23 protein-coding genes and 2 tRNA genes are annotated in these 19,114 nt (G+C 70.5%); 14 read left to right on the plus strand and 11 right to left on the minus strand.

The window, feature by feature from the left end:
* Positions 1 to 21 precede the first annotated feature (21 nt).
* From gatC to IFR11_RS01355, 6 genes are all read left to right on the plus strand, one after another.
* Positions 22 to 321, plus strand: coding sequence for an Asp-tRNA(Asn)/Glu-tRNA(Gln) amidotransferase subunit GatC (gatC, locus tag IFR11_RS01330; protein WP_055836752.1), 300 nt, complete (start codon positions 22 to 24; stop codon positions 319 to 321).
* On the plus strand, positions 318 to 1,838 hold the full coding sequence (gatA, locus tag IFR11_RS01335) for an Asp-tRNA(Asn)/Glu-tRNA(Gln) amidotransferase subunit GatA (protein ID WP_055836757.1): 1,521 nt from the start codon (positions 318 to 320) through the stop codon (positions 1,836 to 1,838). Before gatC ends, gatA begins: the two co-directional genes overlap by 4 nt.
* Positions 1,838 to 3,355: an Asp-tRNA(Asn)/Glu-tRNA(Gln) amidotransferase subunit GatB gene (gene gatB, locus IFR11_RS01340; protein WP_191914973.1), complete on the plus strand. Its 1,518-nt coding sequence runs from the start codon at positions 1,838 to 1,840 to the stop codon at positions 3,353 to 3,355. The genes gatA and gatB overlap by 1 nt, the downstream gene beginning before the upstream one ends.
* A 125-nt stretch (positions 3,356 to 3,480) precedes the next feature.
* On the plus strand, positions 3,481 to 4,737 hold the full coding sequence (locus IFR11_RS01345; protein WP_191914974.1) for a DNA polymerase IV: 1,257 nt from the start codon (positions 3,481 to 3,483) through the stop codon (positions 4,735 to 4,737).
* Positions 4,738 to 4,800: 63 nt separating this feature from the next.
* Positions 4,801 to 5,121, plus strand: a complete 321-nt coding sequence (locus IFR11_RS01350) for a hypothetical protein (RefSeq protein ID WP_055836765.1) — start codon at positions 4,801 to 4,803, stop codon at positions 5,119 to 5,121.
* Positions 5,096 to 5,689: a hypothetical protein gene (locus IFR11_RS01355; RefSeq protein ID WP_191914975.1), complete on the plus strand. Its 594-nt coding sequence runs from the start codon at positions 5,096 to 5,098 to the stop codon at positions 5,687 to 5,689. The genes IFR11_RS01350 and IFR11_RS01355 overlap by 26 nt, the downstream gene beginning before the upstream one ends.
* A gap of 106 nt (positions 5,690 to 5,795) precedes the next feature.
* On the opposite strand, the gene IFR11_RS01360 is transcribed toward IFR11_RS01355, so the two are convergent.
* The 6 genes from IFR11_RS01360 to IFR11_RS01385 all read right to left on the minus strand — a co-directional run bounded on the left by IFR11_RS01360 (position 5,796) and on the right by IFR11_RS01385 (position 7,944).
* The gene (locus IFR11_RS01360; protein WP_342030229.1) at positions 5,796 to 6,278 is read right to left on the minus strand and encodes a DUF2017 family protein; all 483 of its coding nucleotides are present in this window, start codon (positions 6,276 to 6,278) and stop codon (positions 5,796 to 5,798) included.
* The gene (gene clpS / locus IFR11_RS01365; protein WP_055939876.1) at positions 6,275 to 6,583 is read right to left on the minus strand and encodes an ATP-dependent Clp protease adapter ClpS; all 309 of its coding nucleotides are present in this window, start codon (positions 6,581 to 6,583) and stop codon (positions 6,275 to 6,277) included. The genes IFR11_RS01360 and clpS overlap by 4 nt, the downstream gene beginning before the upstream one ends.
* Entirely contained in the window at positions 6,574 to 6,855 is a 282-nt protein-coding gene (locus tag IFR11_RS01370) for a metallopeptidase family protein (protein WP_374754289.1), read from the minus strand. The genes clpS and IFR11_RS01370 overlap by 10 nt, the downstream gene beginning before the upstream one ends.
* Positions 6,856 to 7,094: 239 nt before the next feature.
* Positions 7,095 to 7,170, minus strand: a tRNA-His gene (locus IFR11_RS01375).
* A 36-nt stretch (positions 7,171 to 7,206) separates the two neighbouring features.
* On the minus strand, positions 7,207 to 7,833 hold the full coding sequence (orn, locus tag IFR11_RS01380) for an oligoribonuclease (RefSeq protein WP_055836780.1): 627 nt from the start codon (positions 7,831 to 7,833) through the stop codon (positions 7,207 to 7,209).
* Between the two features lie 35 nt (positions 7,834 to 7,868).
* Positions 7,869 to 7,944: transfer RNA gene (locus IFR11_RS01385), tRNA-Arg, on the minus strand.
* Between the two features lie 101 nt (positions 7,945 to 8,045).
* On the opposite strand from IFR11_RS01385, the gene IFR11_RS01390 reads away from it, so the two are divergent.
* The gene (locus tag IFR11_RS01390) at positions 8,046 to 8,258 is read left to right on the plus strand and encodes a hypothetical protein (protein WP_055836783.1); all 213 of its coding nucleotides are present in this window, start codon (positions 8,046 to 8,048) and stop codon (positions 8,256 to 8,258) included.
* A gap of 10 nt (positions 8,259 to 8,268) precedes the next feature.
* Here the strand turns inward: IFR11_RS01390 and yczE are convergent, their stop codons facing one another.
* Positions 8,269 to 8,877 carry a membrane protein YczE gene (gene yczE / locus IFR11_RS01395; RefSeq protein WP_191914976.1) on the minus strand — a complete coding sequence of 203 codons (609 nt, stop codon included), beginning with the start codon at positions 8,875 to 8,877 and terminating at the stop codon, positions 8,269 to 8,271.
* Positions 8,878 to 8,938: 61 nt separating this feature from the next.
* Here yczE and yczR point away from each other — a divergent pair, with 61 nt between their 5' ends.
* Positions 8,939 to 10,357, plus strand: coding sequence for a MocR-like transcription factor YczR (gene yczR / locus IFR11_RS01400; RefSeq protein WP_191914977.1), 1,419 nt, complete (start codon positions 8,939 to 8,941; stop codon positions 10,355 to 10,357).
* Between the two features lie 139 nt (positions 10,358 to 10,496).
* Here yczR and IFR11_RS01405 read toward each other — a convergent pair whose 3' ends face one another.
* The gene (locus IFR11_RS01405; protein WP_191914978.1) at positions 10,497 to 10,754 is read right to left on the minus strand and encodes a hypothetical protein; all 258 of its coding nucleotides are present in this window, start codon (positions 10,752 to 10,754) and stop codon (positions 10,497 to 10,499) included.
* A gap of 205 nt (positions 10,755 to 10,959) precedes the next feature.
* Between IFR11_RS01405 and IFR11_RS01410 the strand changes: the two genes are divergently transcribed.
* From IFR11_RS01410 to IFR11_RS01425, 4 genes are all read left to right on the plus strand, one after another.
* Positions 10,960 to 11,514, plus strand: coding sequence for a single-stranded DNA-binding protein (locus tag IFR11_RS01410; RefSeq protein WP_191914979.1), 555 nt, complete (start codon positions 10,960 to 10,962; stop codon positions 11,512 to 11,514).
* A gap of 67 nt (positions 11,515 to 11,581) precedes the next feature.
* Positions 11,582 to 12,094, plus strand: a complete 513-nt coding sequence (locus IFR11_RS01415) for a DUF6993 domain-containing protein (RefSeq protein ID WP_191914980.1) — start codon at positions 11,582 to 11,584, stop codon at positions 12,092 to 12,094.
* Between the two features lie 170 nt (positions 12,095 to 12,264).
* A complete protein-coding gene (ettA, locus tag IFR11_RS01420) occupies positions 12,265 to 13,944 on the plus strand; it encodes an energy-dependent translational throttle protein EttA (RefSeq protein WP_191914981.1) in 1,680 nt (559 codons plus the stop codon).
* A gap of 67 nt (positions 13,945 to 14,011) precedes the next feature.
* Positions 14,012 to 14,494: an acyl-CoA thioesterase gene (locus IFR11_RS01425; protein ID WP_055837884.1), complete on the plus strand. Its 483-nt coding sequence runs from the start codon at positions 14,012 to 14,014 to the stop codon at positions 14,492 to 14,494.
* 13 nt (positions 14,495 to 14,507) lie between these two features.
* Here IFR11_RS01425 and IFR11_RS01430 read toward each other — a convergent pair whose 3' ends face one another.
* Positions 14,508 to 15,377 (minus strand): acyl-CoA thioesterase, encoded by an 870-nt coding sequence (locus IFR11_RS01430; protein WP_191914982.1) that lies wholly within the window; start codon positions 15,375 to 15,377, stop codon positions 14,508 to 14,510.
* Positions 15,378 to 15,430: 53 nt separating this feature from the next.
* Here IFR11_RS01430 and IFR11_RS01435 point away from each other — a divergent pair, with 53 nt between their 5' ends.
* Both IFR11_RS01435 and IFR11_RS01440 read left to right on the plus strand, forming a co-directional pair.
* Positions 15,431 to 16,099 (plus strand): hypothetical protein, encoded by a 669-nt coding sequence (locus IFR11_RS01435; protein WP_055836809.1) that lies wholly within the window; start codon positions 15,431 to 15,433, stop codon positions 16,097 to 16,099.
* A gap of 170 nt (positions 16,100 to 16,269) precedes the next feature.
* Positions 16,270 to 17,133, plus strand: a complete 864-nt coding sequence (locus IFR11_RS01440; RefSeq protein WP_191914983.1) for a cation-transporting ATPase — start codon at positions 16,270 to 16,272, stop codon at positions 17,131 to 17,133.
* A gap of 232 nt (positions 17,134 to 17,365) precedes the next feature.
* Here the strand turns inward: IFR11_RS01440 and IFR11_RS01445 are convergent, their stop codons facing one another.
* Complete coding sequence (locus IFR11_RS01445) at positions 17,366 to 17,815, minus strand: globin domain-containing protein (RefSeq protein WP_082516559.1); 450 nt, start codon at positions 17,813 to 17,815, stop codon at positions 17,366 to 17,368.
* Positions 17,812 to 19,056 (minus strand): mechanosensitive ion channel family protein, encoded by a 1,245-nt coding sequence (locus IFR11_RS01450; protein WP_191914984.1) that lies wholly within the window; start codon positions 19,054 to 19,056, stop codon positions 17,812 to 17,814. The genes IFR11_RS01445 and IFR11_RS01450 overlap by 4 nt, the downstream gene beginning before the upstream one ends.
* Between the last annotated feature and the right edge of the window lie 58 nt (positions 19,057 to 19,114).

Raw genomic sequence — 19,114 nt, forward strand, 5'->3', positions numbered from 1 at the left:
CGCGCGAACTAGACTCGACGGGTGTCTGAAATCACTCCTGATCTCGTGCGCCATCTCGGTGTGCTCGCTCGGATCCAGTTGAGCGACGAGGAGGTCCACAGCCTCACCGGCCAGCTGGATGCCATCGTCGACAACATCGCGAAGGTGTCCGAGGTCGCAACGCCCGACGTCGTCGCCACGAGCCACCCGATCCCGCTCGAGAACGTGTTCCGCCCGGATGTCGTTCAGCAACCGCTCACGCGCGAGCAGGTGCTGCAGAACGCACCCGACCAGGCCGACGGCCGATTCCGCGTGACCGCCATCCTGGGGGAGGAACAGTGACCGACCTGACCCGCCTGAGCGCCGCCGACCTGGCCGCCGCTCTCGCCCGTAAAGAGGTGTCGAGCGTCGAGGCGACGCAAGCGCACCTCGACCGCATCGCCGCCGTCGACGGCGACGTGCACGCGTTCCTGCACGTCAGCGACCACGCCCTCGAGGTGGCGGCCGACATCGATCGCCGCCGCGCCGCGGGTGAGCAGCTCCACGAGCTCGCCGGTGTGCCCCTCGCGGTGAAGGACGTGCTCGTCACGACCGACATGCCCTCGACCAGCGGATCGAAGATCCTTGAGGGCTACATGTCGCCCTACGACGCCACCGTCGTCGCGCGCTCGCGCGCCGCGGGCCTCGTGCCCCTGGGCAAGACGAACATGGACGAGTTCGCCATGGGTTCGTCCACCGAGTTCTCGGCCTACGGTCCCACGCGCAACCCGTGGGATCTCGATCGCATCCCGGGCGGCTCCGGCGGTGGCTCCGCCGCCGCCGTGGCGGCGTTCGAAGCGCCGCTGGCCCTGGGCTCCGACACGGGCGGTTCGATCCGTCAGCCCGCGCACGTGACCGGCACGGTGGGCGTCAAGCCCACGTACGGCGGAGTCAGCCGCTACGGCGCCATCGCCCTGGCATCCAGCCTCGATCAGGTGGGGCCGGTGACCCGCACCGTCCTCGACGCCGGGCTGCTGCACGACGTCATCGGCGGACACGACGCGAACGACTCGACGTCGCTCTCCGACGCGTGGCCCTCGTTCGCCGCGGCCGCCCGAGAGGGCGCCACCGGTCAGGTGCTCAAGGGACTGAAGGTCGGCGTCATCCGCGAACTCGACGACCAGGGCTTTCAGAAGGGGGTCTCCGACTCGTTCCGCGCCTCGCTCACCGCGATGCAGGAGCAGGGTGCCGAGATCGTCGAGATCAGCGCCCCGCACTTCGAGTACGGTGTCGCCGCGTACTACCTGATCCTCCCCGCCGAGGCGTCGAGCAACCTGGCCAAGTTCGACTCGGTGCGTTTCGGCATGCGGGTGAACCCCCAGGGCCCCGCCACGGTCGAGAACGTCATGGCCGCCACGCGCGACGCCGGCTTCGGTCCCGAGGTCAAGCGCCGCATCATCCTCGGCACCTACGCGCTGTCGGCGGGCTACTACGACGCCTACTACGGCAGCGCCCAGAAGGTGCGCACGCTCATCCAGCAGGACTTCGACGCAGCCTTCGCCGAGGTCGACGTCATCGCGACGCCGTCGGCGCCGACCACGGCATTCCGCCTCGGCGAGAAGATCGACGACCCGCTGCAGATGTACCTCAACGACATCACCACGATCCCCGCCAACCTGGCCGGTGTCCCGGGCATCTCGGTGCCGAGCGGCCTCGCCGCCGAAGACGGCCTGCCCGTCGGCATCCAGTTCCTCGCCCCCGCCCGCGAAGACGCGCGTCTGTACCGCGTCGGCGCGGCGCTCGAGGCGCTGCTGGTCGACCAGTGGGGCGGACCGCTGCTGGACAAGGCCCCCTCTCTCACGAACGGAGCGTCGAGCTGATGGCGAAAGATGCGCTGATGGACTTCGACGAGGCGCTCGAGCGATTCGAGCCCGTCCTCGGTTTCGAGGTGCACGTCGAGCTGAACACCGCGACGAAGATGTTCTCGTCCGCGCCGAACCCGGCGAACGAGGCCCACCACGGCGCCGCGCCGAACACCCTGGTCGCGCCCGTCGACATGGGACTGCCGGGTGCGCTCCCGGTCGTGAACGCCGAGGCGATCCGTTCCTCGATCAGCCTGGGGCTCGCCCTCGGCTGCTCGATCGCGCCGTCGAGCCGCTTCGCGCGGAAGAACTACTTCTACCCCGACCTCGGCAAGAACTACCAGATCTCGCAGTACGACGAGCCGATCGCCTTCGAGGGCTCGGTCGAGGTCGAGCTGGCCGACGGAACGCTCGTGACGATTCCGATCGAACGTGCCCACATGGAAGAGGACGCCGGCAAGCTCACCCACATGGGTGGCGCGACCGGTCGCATCCAGGGCGCGGAGTACTCGCTGGTCGATTACAACCGCGCGGGTGTCCCGCTGGTCGAGATCGTCACCAAGCCGATCATCGGCGCCGAGCACTCGGCTCCCGACCTGGCGAAGGCGTACGTGGCCACGATCCGCGACATCGTGCGCGGTCTCGGCATCTCCGAGGCCAAGCTCGAGCGCGGCAACCTGCGGTGCGACGCGAACGTGTCGCTGCGTCCCCGCGGGCAAGAGAAGCTGGGCACGCGCACCGAGACGAAGAACGTCAACTCGATGCGTTCGGTCGAGCGCGCCGTGCGGTACGAGATCCAGCGCCAGGCCGCGATCCTGGCCGAGGGCGGCACGATCACGCAAGAGACGCGCCACTGGCACGAGGACACCGGTCGCACCTCTCCCGGGCGCCCGAAGTCGGATGCCGACGACTACCGCTACTTCCCCGAGCCCGACCTGCTGCCCGTCGTACCGGCTCCCGAGCTGATCGAGGAGCTGCGCGCGGCCCTTCCCGAGCCGCCGGCGGCCCGTCGCCGTCGTCTGAAGGCCGAGTGGGGCTTCACCGACCTCGAGTTCCAGGACGTCGCCAACGGTGGTCTGCTCGACGCCGTCGCCGAGACGATCGCCGCCGGTGCCACCCCCGCGACCGCGCGCAAGTGGTGGACGGGTGAGATCACCCGCGTCGCCAACGCGCAGGAGCGCGACGCCGCCGACCTCGTCTCGGCCGCGCACGTCGCCGCTCTGCAGCAGCTGGTCGAGGCGGGCACCCTCACCGACAAGCTCGCCCGTCAGGTGCTCGAGGGCGTCATCGCGGGCGAGGGCACCCCGCAAGAGGTCGTCGACGCCCGCGGCCTGGCCGTGGTCTCCGACGACGGAGCGCTCATCGCGGCGATCGACGACGCCCTCGCGGCTCAGCCCGACGTGCTGGCGAAGATCCGCGACGGCAAGGTGCAGGCCGCCGGCGCCGTCATCGGCGCGGTCATGAAGGCGATGAAGGGCCAGGCCGACGCCGCGCGCGTGCGCGAGCTCGTGCTGGAGCGCGCCGCCGCCCAGTAGAACGCCCCGGATGCCACGGCACCGCCGCCCCACGAGGGGCCGGTGCCGTGGCATCCGTCGTTTCCCGTTGGTGTCGACGCCTCCACTCCGCCCGATGTCGGAGGTCGGGGGGGAGAATGGATGCCATGGGACGAGGCGACGGCACCGGGAGGCTCGTCTCGCGTCCCGACGCCGACGACACCGGCGCGGGCATCCTGCACGTCGATATGGACGCCTTCTTCGCGTCGGTCGCCGTACTCGACGATCCCTCGCTCGCGGGCAAGCCCCTGATCATCGGCGGCTCCGAGGGCCGCGGCGTCGTGTCGAGTGCGTCGTACGAGGCGCGTCGGTACGGGGTCAAGTCGGCCATGCCCGTGGCGATCGCTCTGCGGCTCTGCCCGACGGCGATCGTCGTCAACCCGCCGTACCAGCGCTACACCGAGATGTCGCGGCAGGTCATGGCGATCTTCCATGACGTGACCCCGCTCGTCGAACCCCTGTCGATCGACGAGGCTTTTCTCGACGTGCGCGGAGCGCGCCGGTTGTGGGGGAGTCCCGCCATCATCGCCCGCGACCTGCGAGCCCGGGTCAAGGCCGAGACCGGGCTGACGTGCAGCATCGGTGTCGCGGCCACCAAGCACGTCGCCAAGATGGCGTCCACCATCTCGAAACCCGATGGACTGCTGGTCGTCTCGGCCGCCGACACCGAGGCGTTCCTCCGGCCGCGCTCGGTGCGCGCCCTGTGGGGCGTGGGCCCGAAGGCGGCCGAGGCGTTGGAGTCCCGGGGGATCCGCCTGGTGTCCGACATCCTCGACACCCCGCGGCACGCGCTCGACCAGGTGCTGGGCGCCGCCATGGGCGAGCGCATCTGGCACCTGTCGCGCGGGGTCGACGCGCGCGAGGTGCACACGGGTCGCGCCGAGAAGAGCGTGGGGCACGAAGAGACGTTCCACACCGACATCTCCGACACGCGCACCCTGCACGTCGAGTTCCGTCGACTCGCCGACCGCGTCGGTGCCCGCTTGCGCGCGCAGGAGTACGAGGCGTCGACGATTGCGATCAAGGTGCGTTTCTCGGACTTCACCACGCTCAGCCGTTCGCGCACGCTCGCCGAGCCCACCTCGGTCGGACAGCGCATCGGCGACGCGGCGATCGAGCTGTTCGATTCCATCGACCGCCGCCAGGCGGTGCGCCTGGTGGGCGTGCGGGGCGAGAAGCTCAAGCCCGCGGCCATGGCGGCGACGCTCTGGGACGACGATGCCGAGTGGCGCCGCATCGAGGGAGCGCTCGACGGGGCCACGGCGCGCTTCGGGCGCGGTGCGGTGACCCGGGGGTCGCTCCTCGGCCCCACGCGCGGCGGGGGCGCTCTGCCCACCAACCCCCGGCCGTCGTACGACCACTGACACGCCGTCGGCGTCGACGCAACGCCCTTGGGTCGCTGATCCCCGGGCCGGTACGGTGGGCTCATGCCCAACATCGCTCTGGAACTCGGCCAGCAGTCCACCCACTTCGGCGTCACCTCCGCCTACGGCGAGCAGCAGGACGTCGACGGCGTGCGCATCGTTCCCGTCGCCCTGGTGTGGGCCGGGTACGGCGGCGGCTCCGACGAGCAGGGCAACGGCGGCGGTGGCGGCGGTGGCTACACCCTGCCGCTCGGTGCCTACATCCGCCGCGGCGACGACCTGCGGTTCGACCCGAACCTCGTGTCGCTGCTCGCCGTCGGCATCCCGTTCGTGTGGGTCGCCGGTCGCGCGCTCAGCCGTGTCATCCGCGCCCTCAAGAAGTAGCGCAGACCCGGTCGACGACGCCCTCGCCGCGGCGACGGCCTCCGTCGTGGCGCGCGTCAGCGCCCTCGGCGTGGCGAATCCGGTGGTCGTCGTCGACGGCCGCAGCGGCGCGGGCAAGAGTTCTCTCGCGCGTCGGCTCGTCGCCGCGTGGCCGGGTCGCGGTCGGGTGCAGCTCGTGGCCCTCGACGACCTCTACCCCGGCTGGGGCGGGCTCGCCGCGGGGGCGGAGTACGCCCGCGAGACCGTGTTGTCACCGCACGCGCGGGGCATGGTGGGCGTCTGGCAGCGGTGGGATTGGCAGAGCGACGCGCGCGCCGAGGCGCACGCCGTCGACCCGTCTCTTCCTCTCGTCGTCGAGGGCGCCGGGGTGCTCACTCCGGAGTCGGCGCGCCTGGCCGATGTCACGGTGTGGGTCGACGCTCCATCGTCCTCCCGCAAGCACCGCGCGCTCGACCGCGACGGCGACACCTACCGACCGCACTGGGACGGCTGGGCGGTGCAAGAGGAGCAGCATCTCGTCGCGCACGATCCGGTGTCGTTGGCCTCGGTGGTCGTGCGGGTGCCGTAACGCGCCGACGAGTCCGGCGCCTGGTCGGGACGACATGCAGAACGCCCCGTGCGGCACCTCGTGACCGCCCACGCGCCGGGTGCACGGCATTCGGAACTCTCCGCGTTCAGCGCCGATCGAGAGCGGTGACGAGGCCGTCGAGACGGTAGCCGATCCAGTCGTAGATGCCGAAGCGCGGATCGTCGGGCTGGTGGTCGTCTTCGCTCTGGATGCCGAGACGCGTGGCCAGTACGAGCCGCACGGCCGAGAGGGTGCGCATCCACGCGAGAGCCTCGGTCTCGCCGAGCGCGACCGAGATCGTGGCATCCGGATCGTCGTCGGCGTCGAGGTCGCCGCCGTCCATGCCCAACGTCCGCAGCACGATCGCGGCGTCGTCGGCCCGCCGTCCGAGCAGGTCGTCGCCCGTGAGGCGGCGGAACTCGCGCGTGGCGTCGTCGTCGTCGGGATAGGCGTCGGGCAGCAGGCGTGCCACGGCGGGGTCGTCGTCGCGTCGACTGTCGGCGATCACGTCGCGGAACTGACCCACGATGCCGGCCAGGTGGAGGGCTTCGAGACCACTGATCTCGAGCACCACGATCTGCTCGCTCACGCGGGCTCCTTCCGCACGGTGGCCCAGAGTCCGAAGTCGTGCATCGCGTGCGTGTGGGCTTCCATGACTTCGCGGGGACCGCGCGCCACGACGGCGTGCCCGTCGTGGTGGACGGCGAGCATCAGTCGCTCGGCCGTGGCGGTGTCGAAGCCGAAGTAGGTGCGGAAGACGTGGCGCACGTAGCTCATCAGGTTGACGGGGTCGTTCCACACGACCGTCTGCCACGACGACGGCGGCTGCGCGCGTAGGTCGGTCTCGTCCACGACGTCGAGGTCGGGTGTCGCGAGCCCGGCCATCATGCCCATCCCAGCTCGTGCAGACGCTCGTCGTCGATGCCGTAGAAGTGCGCGATCTCGTGCACGAGCGTGGTGTGGATCTCGTCGCGCAACTCGCCCTCGTCGTCGCACGCGGCGAGGTGGGGTTCGCGGTACAGGATGATCCTGTCGGGCAGTTCGCCGACGCCGTAGCGCTCGCGCTCGGTCAGGGCCCATCCGTCGTACAGGCCCAGCAGATCGAGGGAGCCGTCTTCGGGGCGGTCTTCGACGACGAACACCACGTTGTCGAGCCCGTCGACCATGTCGTCGGGCAGGCGGTCGAGTTCATCGACGACCAGGCGTTCGAACGCTTCGGCGTCGAGGTCGAGGGCCGCGCGCGTGTCGGCGTCGTCGTTCACGGCGGGCCTCCCGGGGTCGCAAGCCGATCGATGGATGCCGAGCCGGCGACGCCGGCGGACACAGACGATTCTACGGGCGCTGCGCCCGGGAGTCCGGGACGACGAAAGCCCGGCGAGAGGACTCGACCGGGCTTTCGTGGGTGTGGGGTGGCTAACGGGACTTGAACCCGCGACCCCCGCGACCACAACGCGGTGCTCTACCGACTGAGCTATAGCCACCATGTGTCCGCCGCAGCAGACAACTGAACGATTATGTCATAGGTCCAGCGCGAACGACGACACGGCCGAGGCCGAGACGACCTTCGCCTCGTCGCTGGTGGGACCCGGCTGCGGCACGAAGACCGCGGCGCGGTAGTAGGCGAGTTCGCGGATCGATTCGCGGATGTCGGCGAGGGCGCGGTGCCCGCCGTGCTTCGCGGGCGCCTGGAAATACGCGCGTGGGTACCAGCGGCGCGACAGCTCTTTGATGCTCGACACGTCGACGTTGCGATAGTGCAGCCAGCGGTCGACGCGCGGCATGTACTTGGCGAGGAACATGCGGTCGGTGCCGATGGTGTTGCCCGCCAGCGGGGCCTTGCCCTCGACGGGCGCGAACCGCTGGATGTACTCGAGCGCCTGGAACTCCGCGTCGGCGAGGCTGACCCCGTGGGGGATCTCGTCGAGCAGTCCCGACGAGCGGTGCATGTCGGTGACGAACTCGCCCATGTTGTCCAACGCGGAGTCATCGGGCTTGATCACGATCTGGAAGCCGGGGTCGAGCACGTTGAGCTCGAAATCGGTCACGACGACGGCGATCTCGACGAGCTCGTCGACCGCGAGGTCGAGTCCCGTCATCTCGCAGTCGATCCAGACGAGACGGTCGTTCTCGGAGGCGTTCACCATCCCCTCAGTCTAGTGAGGGGCTCCGACACGGCATCTGGTCCCCCAGACACGATTCGAACGTGTGACCGGCGGATTAGAAGGCCGCTGCTCTATCCACTGAGCTACTGGGGGTCCGCTCCAGGATATCCGTCGGGCCGTTCCGTCGACACCAGCCCCTGGTGCGGCCGGACGCGCGAGCGTAATCTGCCGCCATCGAGAGCGAAGGAGCACTCATGTCTGAGACCATCACGCACCGCCGCCTCTGGGTCGCGTACGGCCCCTCCGGGGTCGTCGGCAAGATCCAGAAGGATGCCGAGGGCTACGCCGTCCATATGGCGGGCAAGGACGAGCGGCTGGGGGTCTATCCGTCGATGGAGATCGCCAAGAACGCGCTGCATTCGCACCTGAAGCCCGGCAGCGATCGCCCCGAGTTCCGGGAGCACTGAGCGTTCGAGGTCACACCCGGACCGGGCGGCGCGCGCGTCGCGACGGTTCGGGCGTGGCCAGGAGCGGAAGCGCGACGTGGACCAGGGGTCCGATACCGAGGGCGAACACGACGGTGCCGATCCCCACCGTTCCGCCCAGCATCCACCCCAGGACGAGCACGCTGCCCTCGACCCCGAGGCGGCAGGCCCAGATGGGCCATCCGAAGCGCGCGTGCATGCCCGTCATGAGGCCGTCGCGCGGACCGGGGCCGAAGCGCGCGCCGATGTACAGACCGGATGCCACGGCCACCAGGACGACGCCCGCCACGAGCATCGCCGTCTGGACCCAGAACACGTCGGGGTGGGGGAGGACAACGAGCGCCACCTGCATGCTCGTCCCCACGAGAAGGATGTTCGCGACGGTACCCACGCCCGGCTTCTGGCGGAGGGGGATCCAGAGCAGCAGGACCCCCAGGCCCACGATGTTGGTGATCCATCCGATGCCGATCCCGGACACCCGCGAGATGCCCTGCGCGAAGACCGTCCACGGGTCGACGCCGAGGCCCGCGGCGACGGTGAACGCGCAGCCCACGCCATAGAGCGCGAGTCCGACGATGAGCCGGGTGATGCGGGAGAACATGAAGGAATCCAATCACGTGATTGGCTTGGTCTGATAAGGCCAATACGGATACCGTGGCCCCATGGATTCCCGCATCTCCGCCCGCGCTCTGGCTGAAGCACTCGGGGGGTGGCGGGGGGCCGGCCCGGCGTACGAGGCGCTGGCCGACGGCGTCAGACTGCTCTGCCTCGACAACCGCCTCGCGCCCTCGACCGCGTTGCCCGCCGAACGCGAACTCGCGACGGCGCTGTCGCTGAGCCGCACGACCGTCGCCGCCGCGTATCGCAGCCTGCGGGACACCGGCCACATTGAGAGCCTTCGCGGCAGCGGGAGCGTCACCCTTCCCGTGGGGCGCAACGATCCCGGACGCTACGAGGCCGACGACACGATCATCGACCTGCAGCAGGCCAGCCCGGCGGCGTGGCCGGGGCTTCCGGCCGTCGTCTCGGAAGTGGCCCAAGACGCCCCCGCGCTGGTCGCCCGGATCGGCTACGACGTGGTCGGCGATCCGACACTGCGTTCGGCGATCGCCGAACGCTATGTGCGGCGCGGTCTGCCGACGGACCCCGATCAGATCCTCGTCACGACCGGTGCGCAGAGCGCGATCCACCTGATCGCGTCGATCCTGCTGACGCGCGCCGACCGAGTGATGATCGAGACGCCGACCTATCCGCACGCAGCGGACGCCTTCCGTCGTGTCGGCGCGCGCCTGGTCGGCGTTCCCGTCGACCCCGAGCGCGGCTGGGACCTGGAGCGGGCGGCACAGACCTTCGCGCGTGCCCTGCCGACCCTGGCGTACCTCATGCCCGACTTCCACAACCCCACCGGCCGCACCATGACCTCGCTCGAGGCGGCGACCTTCGTCGAGGGCGCCCGTCGGGTGGGGAGCGTGCTGGTGCTCGATGAGACGACGGCGGAACTCGACATCGATCGGCGCGGGACGGCCGCGCCGTTCCCGGACGACGACCGGATCATCCGTGTGGCGTCGCTCGGCAAGACCGTGTGGGGCGGGCTTCGCGTCGGATGGATCCGCGCCGCGCCCGACATCATCCGACGGCTCGCCGTCGGTCGCCCGGTGCACGACCTGGGCACACCCGAGTTCGAGCAGGCCATCGCGGCGCGTCTCGTTCCCCGGCTGGACGAGATCTCGGTCCAGCGCGGCGACCTGTTGCGCGCCGGACGGGACAGCCTGGTCGCGGCGCTTCGCCGAACCTTCCCCGAGTGGGAGGTGCCCCAACCTTCCGGTGGCGTCTCGCTGTGGGTGGGCATCGGGCACCCGCTCAGCACCCCGCTGGTGATGAACGCGCGGGCGCGCGGGCTTGCTTTGTCGGCGGGTTCGCGTTTCGCGGTCGAAGGAGGCCACGATCGCCGGCTGCGGCTGCCCTTCACCGCGGCACCCCCGACCCTCGAGCGCGCGGTCGACATTCTGCGCACCGCCTGGGACGACGTGCGCGGCGGCGGCTCCGTCGCAGCGCGCGACGAGCTCTCGACGGTCGTCTGACGTCGGTCGAGCTGCCTCTGCGCGCGGAGCGCCGCGTCGGCGCGCGGGGCGCGGTCGCGCGGCTGAGCCGGGGGAGGGCGGTGTCGGCGTCTGAGCGCGCGGAGCGCGGTGCCGGCGGCTGAGCCCGCGGGGCACCGGGTCAGCGGCTGTACCGCAGGCACTCGAAGGCCTCGGATGACGACCAGAACGCGCCGAGCTCACGGAAGCGTCCCGACGCGGCATGGAAGCGCTCGGCGGTGTACCGCCAGCCCCCCTCGGCCGCGATCGCGCGAATGTGACCCACCACGAGGCCGCGTGGGTCGGCAACGCGCCACAGACCCGCGGCGACATGGGTCGCCGCGCCCCACCCGGCCGGACGCGGAGCCGGGGCGAGGTCGTTCCAGAGTGCGGTGCTCATGCGGACACGGTAGAACCAACCTCCGACATCGCCGCGGACGGGAGATCTCACCCGTCCTCCCCACGACAGGGATCGCTCGATCCCTCCCCGGATGTGCGGTTCGGGCCCGCGCGGACCAGGCGGGTGCGGTCATTCTGGCGGGGCTCCGGCATCCGTCGGGCACACGGATGCCGGAGCGCACCACACACACCGAGAGGACTTCATCATGAGCGACCACATCACCCTGGTGGGCAACATCGTCGGCGATCTCGAGCAGCGCTCGACGCGCGGAGGCGGGACCGTCGCGGCGTTCCGTCTCGCCGTCGGCGAGCGACGTCTCGATCGAGAACGCGGCGAATGGGTCGACGGGCACACCAGCTTCTATGCCGTGTCCGTCTTCGGCGAGTTGGGGGCGCACGCGCTGCGGTCGTTCCAAAAGGGGGAGCGCATCATCCTCAACGGTCGCCTGCGGCTGCGGGAATGGGAGACCGAGAGCAAACGTGGCGTCAGCGCCGACGTCACCGCCGAGGCGATCGGCCACGATCTGCGGTGGGGGATCTCGCGCTTCGAACGCACGCCGCGGCCGGAGTCGTCGAATACTCCGTCGGGCCCCGCGGTCGTGGCGGCGGCATCGGCCGGACGAACGGCGGCGGCGGCCACCAGCGACGCCGACGGATGGGCACTCCCGGGAGGGGAGTCGCCCGAGGCGGCGACACGCGACGAGACCGAGTCCGGCGCTACCGCCGACTCGTCGGCCGAGCCCGTCGACGCGCCCTTCTGAGACGGTCGGCGCGGGGGCGGAGGCCGGCGAGGCTGCGGTCGCGGGCCGCGTCCGTAGGATTGACCGCGTGTCCCGCTCCCACGGTCGTCCCCTCGCCGCTCTGACTCTCCTGGCCGTGCTGTCTCTGGCCGGCTGTACGGGCGGCCAGTTGCCGACGACGCCCGAGGGGTCCGCCACGCCTGCGGCCATCGCCACCGAGGGGACGACTCCCTCCGACGCCGGTGCCGCCACCAGCGCTCCGGCGCCGGTCGCACTCGTACCGAACGGAACCGCCGCCGAGAACCTGCCGTACTTCACGCAGGTCGTCGGTGCGGTCTGGTCCGGACCCGATCAGGTCGCCGGTCGTGCCTACATCGACGCCCTCGCCGCAGCCGGGTTCGACAAGGGGTCGATGCAGGTCACGGCCGACCAGACCACGATCGGCAACCCCGCCGAGAGCATCGAGTTCTCGGTGCGCCTCGGTGACGACTGCCTGGTCGGTCAGGTCGGTCCCTCGATCGGCAACCCCGTGTCGACGGTGCTGCCCGGGTTGTCGGCCGGGGGCTGTCTGATCGGGGAGACGCGCACGATCGACTGGTGAGCCTTCGCGCCCGATCCGGGCGCGGGACTTGGGTGCGCGTGCCCTCCCTCGGCGCCGGCAGTCCGACCTCCCCGCGCGACGCGGACCTCGAGCGACGAGCGTCCACCGATCGGCAGCAGCGGACCCCGGGCGTCGGCGCGGAGGCTCTGCGCCCCTAGACTGGAGAGGTTATGGCGGAATACATCTACTCCATGGTCCGCGCCCGTAAGTCTGTGGGCGACAAGCTGATTCTCGACGACGTCACGATGTCGTTCCTCCCGGGTGCCAAGATCGGCATGGTCGGGCCGAACGGTGCGGGAAAGTCGACGATCCTGAAGATCATGGCCGGTCTCGACGTCCCGTCCAACGGCGAGGCGCGGCTGAGCCCGGGCTTCACTGTCGGCATCCTCATGCAGGAGCCGGAGCTCGACGACACCAAGACCGTCCTCGAGAACATCCAGGACGGCGTGGCGATCAAGCCCAAGCTCGATCGGTTCAACGAGATCTCCGCCCTCATGGCCGATCCCGACGCCGACTTCGACGCCCTTCTCTCCGAGATGGGCACGCTGCAGGAAGAGATCGACGCCGCCGACGGGTGGGACCTCGACTCCCAGCTGGCCCAGGCGATGGACGCCCTGCGCACCCCGCCCGCCGATGCGTCGGTGGTGCCGCTGTCCGGTGGTGAGCGCCGCCGCGTCGCGCTCGCGAAGCTCCTGCTGCAGAAGCCCGACCTGCTCCTGCTCGACGAGCCCACGAACCACCTCGACGCCGAGAGCGTGCTCTGGCTCGAGCAGCACCTGAAGGCCTACAAGGGCGCCGTCATCGCGATCACTCACGACCGGTACTTCCTCGACAACGTCGCGGAGTGGATCGCCGAGGTCGACCGCGGTCACCTGTACCCCTACGAGGGCAACTACTCGACCTACCTCGAGAAGAAGGGCCAGCGCCTCGAAGTCCAGGGCAAGAAGGACGCCAAGCTCGCCAAGCGCCTCAAAGAGGAGCTGGAGTGGGTGCGCTCCAATGCCAAGGGTCGCCAGGTCAAGTCCAAGGCTCGACTCGCCCGCTACGAAGAGATGGCAGCCGAGGCCGAGCGCACGCGCAAGTTGGACTTCGACGAGATCCAGATCCCCGCGGGTCCGCGTCTGGGCGGCATCGTCATCGATGCGAAGAAGCTCGAGAAGAGCTTCGGCGACCGCTCGCTGATCAGCAACCTCAGTTTCAACCTTCCCCCCAACGGCATCGTCGGTGTCATCGGGCCCAACGGTGTGGGTAAGACCACGCTGTTCAAGACGATCGTCGGTCTCGAGCCGCTCGACGGCGGCACGCTGAAGATCGGCGAGACCGTCAAGATCAGCTACGTCGACCAGTCCCGCGCGAACATCGACCCCGAGAAGACCCTGTGGGAGGTCGTGTCCGACGGACTCGACATCATCACGGTCGGCAAGACCGAGATCCCCTCCCGCGCGTACGTGTCGAAGTTCGGCTTCAAGGGACCCGACCAGCAGAAGAAGGCCGGCGTGCTCTCCGGTGGTGAGCGAAACCGCCTCAACCTGGCGATGACGCTCAAAGAGGGCGGCAACCTGCTGTTGCTCGATGAGCCCACCAACGACCTCGACGTCGAGACGCTGAGCTCGCTCGAGAACGCGCTGTTGGAGTTCCCCGGCTGCGCCGTGGTCATCACTCACGACCGGTGGTTCCTCGACCGCATCGCGACGCACATCCTCGCCTACGAGGGCACCGAAGAGCACCCCGACCAGTGGCACTGGTTCGAGGGCAACTTCGAGGCCTACGAGCAGAACAAGATCGAGCGCTTCGGTGCCGACGCCGCCAACCCGTCGCGGTCGTCGTACCGCAAGCTCACGCGTGACTGACGCGGCCGCCGCGTCGGCGGGCGCGGCATCCCCCGACGAGGGTCCGGTTGCGGCCGGACCCTCGCGGGTGCACGTCCCCATCCACCTGCGGTGGGGCGACCTCGATGCGCTCGGGCACGTGAACAACACCGCGATGCTGAAACTGCTCGAAGAGGCGCGCCTGCGGGCCTTCTGGTACAGCGACGGCGACGAAGAGCCCCTGCCGACCGCGGTGTTCGACATGGACGTCCTCGCCAGCGGCGGGGAACGCGCAACCCTCATCGCGCGGCAGGAGATCGAGTACTTCCGACCGACGCCGTACACCCAGCGCCCCTTGGACGTGCGGATGTGGATCGGCGCGATGGGCGGCTCGAGCGCCGACATCTGCTTCGAGGTCTACAGTCCGGTCGGCGATCCCGAGCGCGTGCTCTACGCGCGCGCCACGGCCGTCGTCGTGCTCGTCGACACCTCGACCGGTCGCCCGATCCGATGGACCGATGCGGAGCGCGCGGCATGGGCGCCCTACACGGGCGATCCGATCGAGTACCGGCGGCGAGCCGCCCGCGCCTGAGCCTTCGGCGCCGTCAGTCGTTCGGCACCCGCACCATGACCTCCTGGGCCACGCTCGCGACCAGCACGCCGTCGCGTGAGTAGATGCGCCCGGTCGACAGGCCTCGGCCGCCGCGGGCGTTGGGGGACTCCTGCACGTACAGCAGCCAGTCGTCGACGCGACCCGGACGGTGCCACCACATGGCGTGGTCGAGGCTGGCGACCTTCAGGTTCGGGACGTTCCACGCGACGCCGTGCGCGCGCATGATGGACTCCTGGATCGTGAGGTCGCTGAGATACGCCAGCGCCGCGCGGTGCACCGCCGGGTCGTCGGGCAGTGCTCGGCGTGTGCGCATCCACACGGCCTGTCGCGGCACCCGAGGGCCCTCGACCGAGGTGTAGATGGGCGACGGGACGTGCAGCACGTCGACCGGTCGCTCCGAGAACATCCGGCGGCTGAGCGGGTGGAGTCCCTCGGCGTCGAACGGCGCGAGGTCTTCGGGCTGAGGGATGCCGTCGGGCATCGGTTCGGCGTGCTCCAGGCCCGGGTGCTCGTCCTGGAACGAGGCGATCATCGAGAAGATCGGGACGCCGGCCTGGTAGGCCTGCGTGCGCCGGGTCGAGAACGAGCGTCCGTCGTGGATGCGGTCGACCGAGAAGGTGATGCCGTCGGCCGGGTCGCCCGGGCGGAGGAAGTACCCGTGCATCGAGTGCACCGCGCGTTCGGACGGGAGCGTGCGCGACGCGGCCACGACCGACTGGGCCAGCACCTGGCCGCCGTACACCCGCCCGAACGGCATGGGCTGCGAGACACCGGTGAAGATGTCCTCGGTGGTGCGGGCGCCGGCGTCGCGCAGGTCGAGCACCGCGAGGAGCGACGCCACGGGATCGAGGGCATCGGTCATGGCGACTCGCTTTCCGGCGCAGCGAGCCCGCGCCGCTTGATAGTTTAGGGCGGGTGTCCGCGCGCCTGTTGTTCCCCGACCCCCAGGCGGCAGCCGACCTGCTGACCTTCGCCTCCCGCACGATCCGTCTGGGTGACGGCACCGTGCGCTTGCGTGCCGACGGGGGAGTGCTCGTCGCCACCGCCGCCCCCCTCGCTCCCCGCGGGTTGCTCGACGCCACCCCGACGGTGCTGGGCCTGCGCGTCTCGGCGATCGATCCCGAGCTCGAGTGCGACCTCGTGGTCGACGCCTCCGCGCTGCTCCCGGCCCCTGACGACGCCTCAGCGGTCGTCCTTCCCGAGACCGCCACCTCGCCCGCGTGGGCGGGGATCTCGCCCCCGCGCAGCGGATGGGAGCAGAAGGATGCCATCGACGCCGCCGTTCTGGCATCCCGAGCCCAGTACGGGGTCGCCGCCGTCGCCGACGCGCTCCCCGCCGATGCGGGTGAGGACATCGTGCGGGTGATCCGCGCGCAGGTGTGGGGTCAGCCCGACGACGCCCTCGGGGGTCTGCCGCTCGGCACCGCCTTCGCGGCCTTCGCGCTGGGCTTCATCGCCGGCAGCGAGATGGCGCCCGTCCGCACGAGCGGCGCGTGGACTCGCGTGAGCCTCGCTCGCGGTCACGTGCTCGTTCGAGGCCCCGTGCGCTCGGGGCTGACCGCCGTGCGCGCGACCGGGAGCTGATCCAGCCCGCGCATAGGTGGCCGCTTTACGCTGAGGGAAGCAAGGGGAGTACTCCCGTCGCGATGCATCCGTCATCACGAGCCCACCGTTGGGCTCCGGGTGCGTCGGTCCCGTCCGGGGCGGAGGAGACCTTGACGTCGCAGTTTCCGCTGCCCGTCGAGAGGTACCCCATGGTCTCGTTCTCCCGTCTGTTCGATCTCGCTTCGAAGGCCGTCGACAAGGCGTCGTCCTCGTCGTCCTCGCGGGACGGCTCCGCTCCCCACCCCTCGTCGGGTGCCTCCCGCGACTGGCGCACCATGGTGCGCTCCGCCGCCGATGCCGTCACCGGTGACCGCCGGGCGGACTCCGCACCCGCTCCCGCGCCCGTCGCCGGTTCGCGCCGAGACACCGGCCGATACGCTCCGCCGCCCACGTCGGGCTCGGCCCCGGCGCTCTCGGCCGACGACCGCGGGGCGATCGCGCGGTACGACTACCTGCTGCGCACGGCCGACCCCGATCGCGTGGAGCAGATGCATCGCGAGGCCTTCGCGCGACTGACGCCCGAGCAGCGCGCGCACGTGCGCGAGCGCATGGATACCGACCTGCACCCGCACGAGCGTCCGCGCTCGGACGCCCCCGACGACCTCGCCCGCACGGCCGCACGCGCCGAGGCCACGCGTCCGGGTCGCATGTCGCAGATGCTGTCCCGCGCGGGCCGCGGCGGGCTGATCGGCGCGGGAGTGGTGGGTGCGGGCGGGCTGCTCGCCGCCGTGGCCGGCGGAGCGATCGTCAGTGCGGTCGCGGGGCCCCTGCTCGCGCAGGCGGGTCAGCTGGGCGTCGACTTCGCCGGGCTCGCCGAGGGCGTCGACCTCGACGCTCTGGCATCCGGTGTCGACCTCGAGACACTCGCGGGCGGCGTCGATCTGGGGGCGGCGGGCGACTGGGCCGGCGGCGCGCAGGACGCGGTGTCGGGTCTGGGCGATCAGGTCGGCGGGCTCGGGGAACGTCTGTCGAATTTCGACATCCCGGGCTTCGGCGACTTCCTCGGACGCTGAGGCGGCCCGACGACCCGCTGCACCGCGTGAATGCGCGACAGTGCGCGGGCGGCCAGCTTCGAGCCAGCTGACGTGGCGCCGGTCGAGGTTGCGCCGGTCGAGGTTGCGCCGGTCGACGTTGCGCCGGTCGACGCGGCAAGGCGGACGGCGCGGCCGACCCGACGGCGCGCGGGCCGGTATGACCACGGCGCCGGAGCGGCGGTGATCGGCACCCGCCGCCCCGTGACGTCGCTCAGTCGGCGGCGCGTACCGGGAGACCCGTGTCGGGGCGCCCGTTCTGCTGCGGCCCGATGCCGCGGGGCTCGAACGTGTTGACCATCGCGTAGGCGGCGCGCTCGAGGTAGTCCCAGAGGGGCGCCTCGAACGCGGGCGGCAGCGCGATCTCGTCGACGGCGGCGCGCATGTGCCGAAGCCACCGGTCGCGGGCGTCGGGATCGACGTGGAACGGCATGTGGCGCATGCGCAGACGCGGATGACCTCGAGTCTCGCCGTAGGTCGCCGGCCCACCCCAGTACTGGGCGAGGAAGAGCGTCAGACGTTCGGCCGCCGGCCCGAGGTCTTCTTCGGGGTACATGGGCTTGAGCACCTCGTCGCCGGCCACGCCGCGGTAGAACGCATCGACCAGGTGACGGAAGGTGTCCATGCCGCCGACCTGGTCGTAGAAGCTGATGGGTTCGGTCACGACTGCTCCTCCTGGTCGGCACGGACGGCCGGAGGCGTCGGCTTGGCGACGTCGGCCCCGGGCACCTCGGCGCCCGGGAGATCCAGGGTCGCCGTCGGGGTCTCGTCGCGCACGGCCTTCTTCTTCGTCTTCGTGGGGACGGCGTCGTCGTGGTCGTCGGCGGTGTCGGACGACTCGATCCGGCGGCCGCGGGGCTTCCAACGCGGGCGGTCGGCGCCGGGCGCCACCGGCGTCTCTTTCGTCTTCGGCGGGTGCGCGCCGCGCACGCTCTGCGCGCCCTCGGGCCCGCTGAGCATGATGGAGTTCAGCTGGGGCAGGGCGATGCCCATCGCATCAATCGCACGCTTGAGGCGCGCGCGCAGCTCGCGGGCGACGTCGTCCTTGGCACTCGAGCGCGTCTTCATGACCAGGCGGATGACGAGAGCGTCACCGCTGATGGACTCGAGGCCCCAGATCTCGGGCTGCTCGATGATGCGCGAGCGCCATTTGGACTCTTTCGACATCGTCTTCGCCGCGGCGAGCATCGCCGTCTCGACGTCGTCGATGTCGGCGTCGGTGGGAACGGCGAGGTCGATGATGACGCGCGACCAGCCCTGCGACATGTTGCCGATGCGGGTGATCTCGCCGTTGCGGACGTACCAGAGCGTGCCGTTGACGTCGCGGACGTGGGTGATGCGCACGCTGACGAACTCGACGATGCCGGTCGCCAGGCCCAGGTCGACGACGTCGCCGATGCCGATCTGGTCTTCGGCGACGATGAAGATGCCGTTGAGCACGTCTTTGACGATGTTCTGCGCGCCGAAACCGAGACCGGCACCGACGGCGGCCGTGAGCAGGGTGAGCGAGGCCAGCGCGTTCGGCGCGACGATCCCGGCGACCCACACGAGCGCCACGATCACCAAGATGACGTTGACGATGTTCTGCAGGATCGTGCCGAGCGTGCGCGTGCGCTGCACGAGTCGCACCGCGCTGAGCGGGGACCGGTCGAGGGCCTGGGTGTCGTCGACGCGCGCCTTGCTCTTGGCGCCGTTGACGATGCGATCGACCACGTGCCGAATGATGACGCGCAGGATCCATGCCGCTATGGCGATCCCGACGACGATGCCGAGAATCTGCAGCAGCACGCCACCAAAGCCGAGCAGTTGGCCGCCGACCCAGGTCCAGAAATCGAGGCTGCCGATGTCGGCCGGGGGCGCGGTGGAAGACGGGCTCGGTTCGGGGACTTCGGCGAGAACAGACATCCGTCACAGCGTAACGACGGATGCCTCGGCGCTGGCTGAGCGTCGAGGCATCCGTGGT

This window comes from Microbacterium sp. CFBP 8801, assembly GCF_014839455.1.
Taxonomy (GTDB): Bacteria; Actinomycetota; Actinomycetes; order Actinomycetales; family Microbacteriaceae; genus Microbacterium.

Excerpts from the sequence above, each read along its gene's own strand:
- ettA (WP_191914981.1), top strand. The coding sequence starts at position 12,265 with ATGGCGGAATACATCTACTCCATGGTCCGCGCCCGTAAGTCTGTGGGC.
- IFR11_RS01370 (WP_374754289.1), bottom strand. The coding sequence starts at position 6,855 with ATGGTCGACGGGCTCGACAACGTGGTGTTCGTCGTCGAAGACCGCCCC.
- yczE (WP_191914976.1), bottom strand. The coding sequence starts at position 8,877 with ATGTTCTCCCGCATCACCCGGCTCATCGTCGGACTCGCGCTCTATGGC.
- yczR (WP_191914977.1), top strand. The coding sequence starts at position 8,939 with ATGGATTCCCGCATCTCCGCCCGCGCTCTGGCTGAAGCACTCGGGGGG.
- clpS (WP_055939876.1), bottom strand. The coding sequence starts at position 6,583 with ATGGGCATGATGGCCGGGCTCGCGACACCCGACCTCGACGTCGTGGAC.
- IFR11_RS01430 (WP_191914982.1), bottom strand. The coding sequence starts at position 15,377 with ATGACCGATGCCCTCGATCCCGTGGCGTCGCTCCTCGCGGTGCTCGAC.
- IFR11_RS01440 (WP_191914983.1), top strand. The coding sequence starts at position 16,270 with ATGGTCTCGTTCTCCCGTCTGTTCGATCTCGCTTCGAAGGCCGTCGAC.
- IFR11_RS01450 (WP_191914984.1), bottom strand. The coding sequence starts at position 19,056 with ATGTCTGTTCTCGCCGAAGTCCCCGAACCGAGCCCGTCTTCCACCGCG.
- IFR11_RS01390 (WP_055836783.1), top strand. The coding sequence starts at position 8,046 with ATGTCTGAGACCATCACGCACCGCCGCCTCTGGGTCGCGTACGGCCCC.
- orn (WP_055836780.1), bottom strand. The coding sequence starts at position 7,833 with ATGGTGAACGCCTCCGAGAACGACCGTCTCGTCTGGATCGACTGCGAG.
- IFR11_RS01405 (WP_191914978.1), bottom strand. The coding sequence starts at position 10,754 with ATGAGCACCGCACTCTGGAACGACCTCGCCCCGGCTCCGCGTCCGGCC.
- IFR11_RS01410 (WP_191914979.1), top strand. The coding sequence starts at position 10,960 with ATGAGCGACCACATCACCCTGGTGGGCAACATCGTCGGCGATCTCGAG.
- IFR11_RS01350 (WP_055836765.1), top strand. The coding sequence starts at position 4,801 with ATGCCCAACATCGCTCTGGAACTCGGCCAGCAGTCCACCCACTTCGGC.
- gatB (WP_191914973.1), top strand. The coding sequence starts at position 1,838 with ATGGCGAAAGATGCGCTGATGGACTTCGACGAGGCGCTCGAGCGATTC.
- IFR11_RS01345 (WP_191914974.1), top strand. The coding sequence starts at position 3,481 with ATGGGACGAGGCGACGGCACCGGGAGGCTCGTCTCGCGTCCCGACGCC.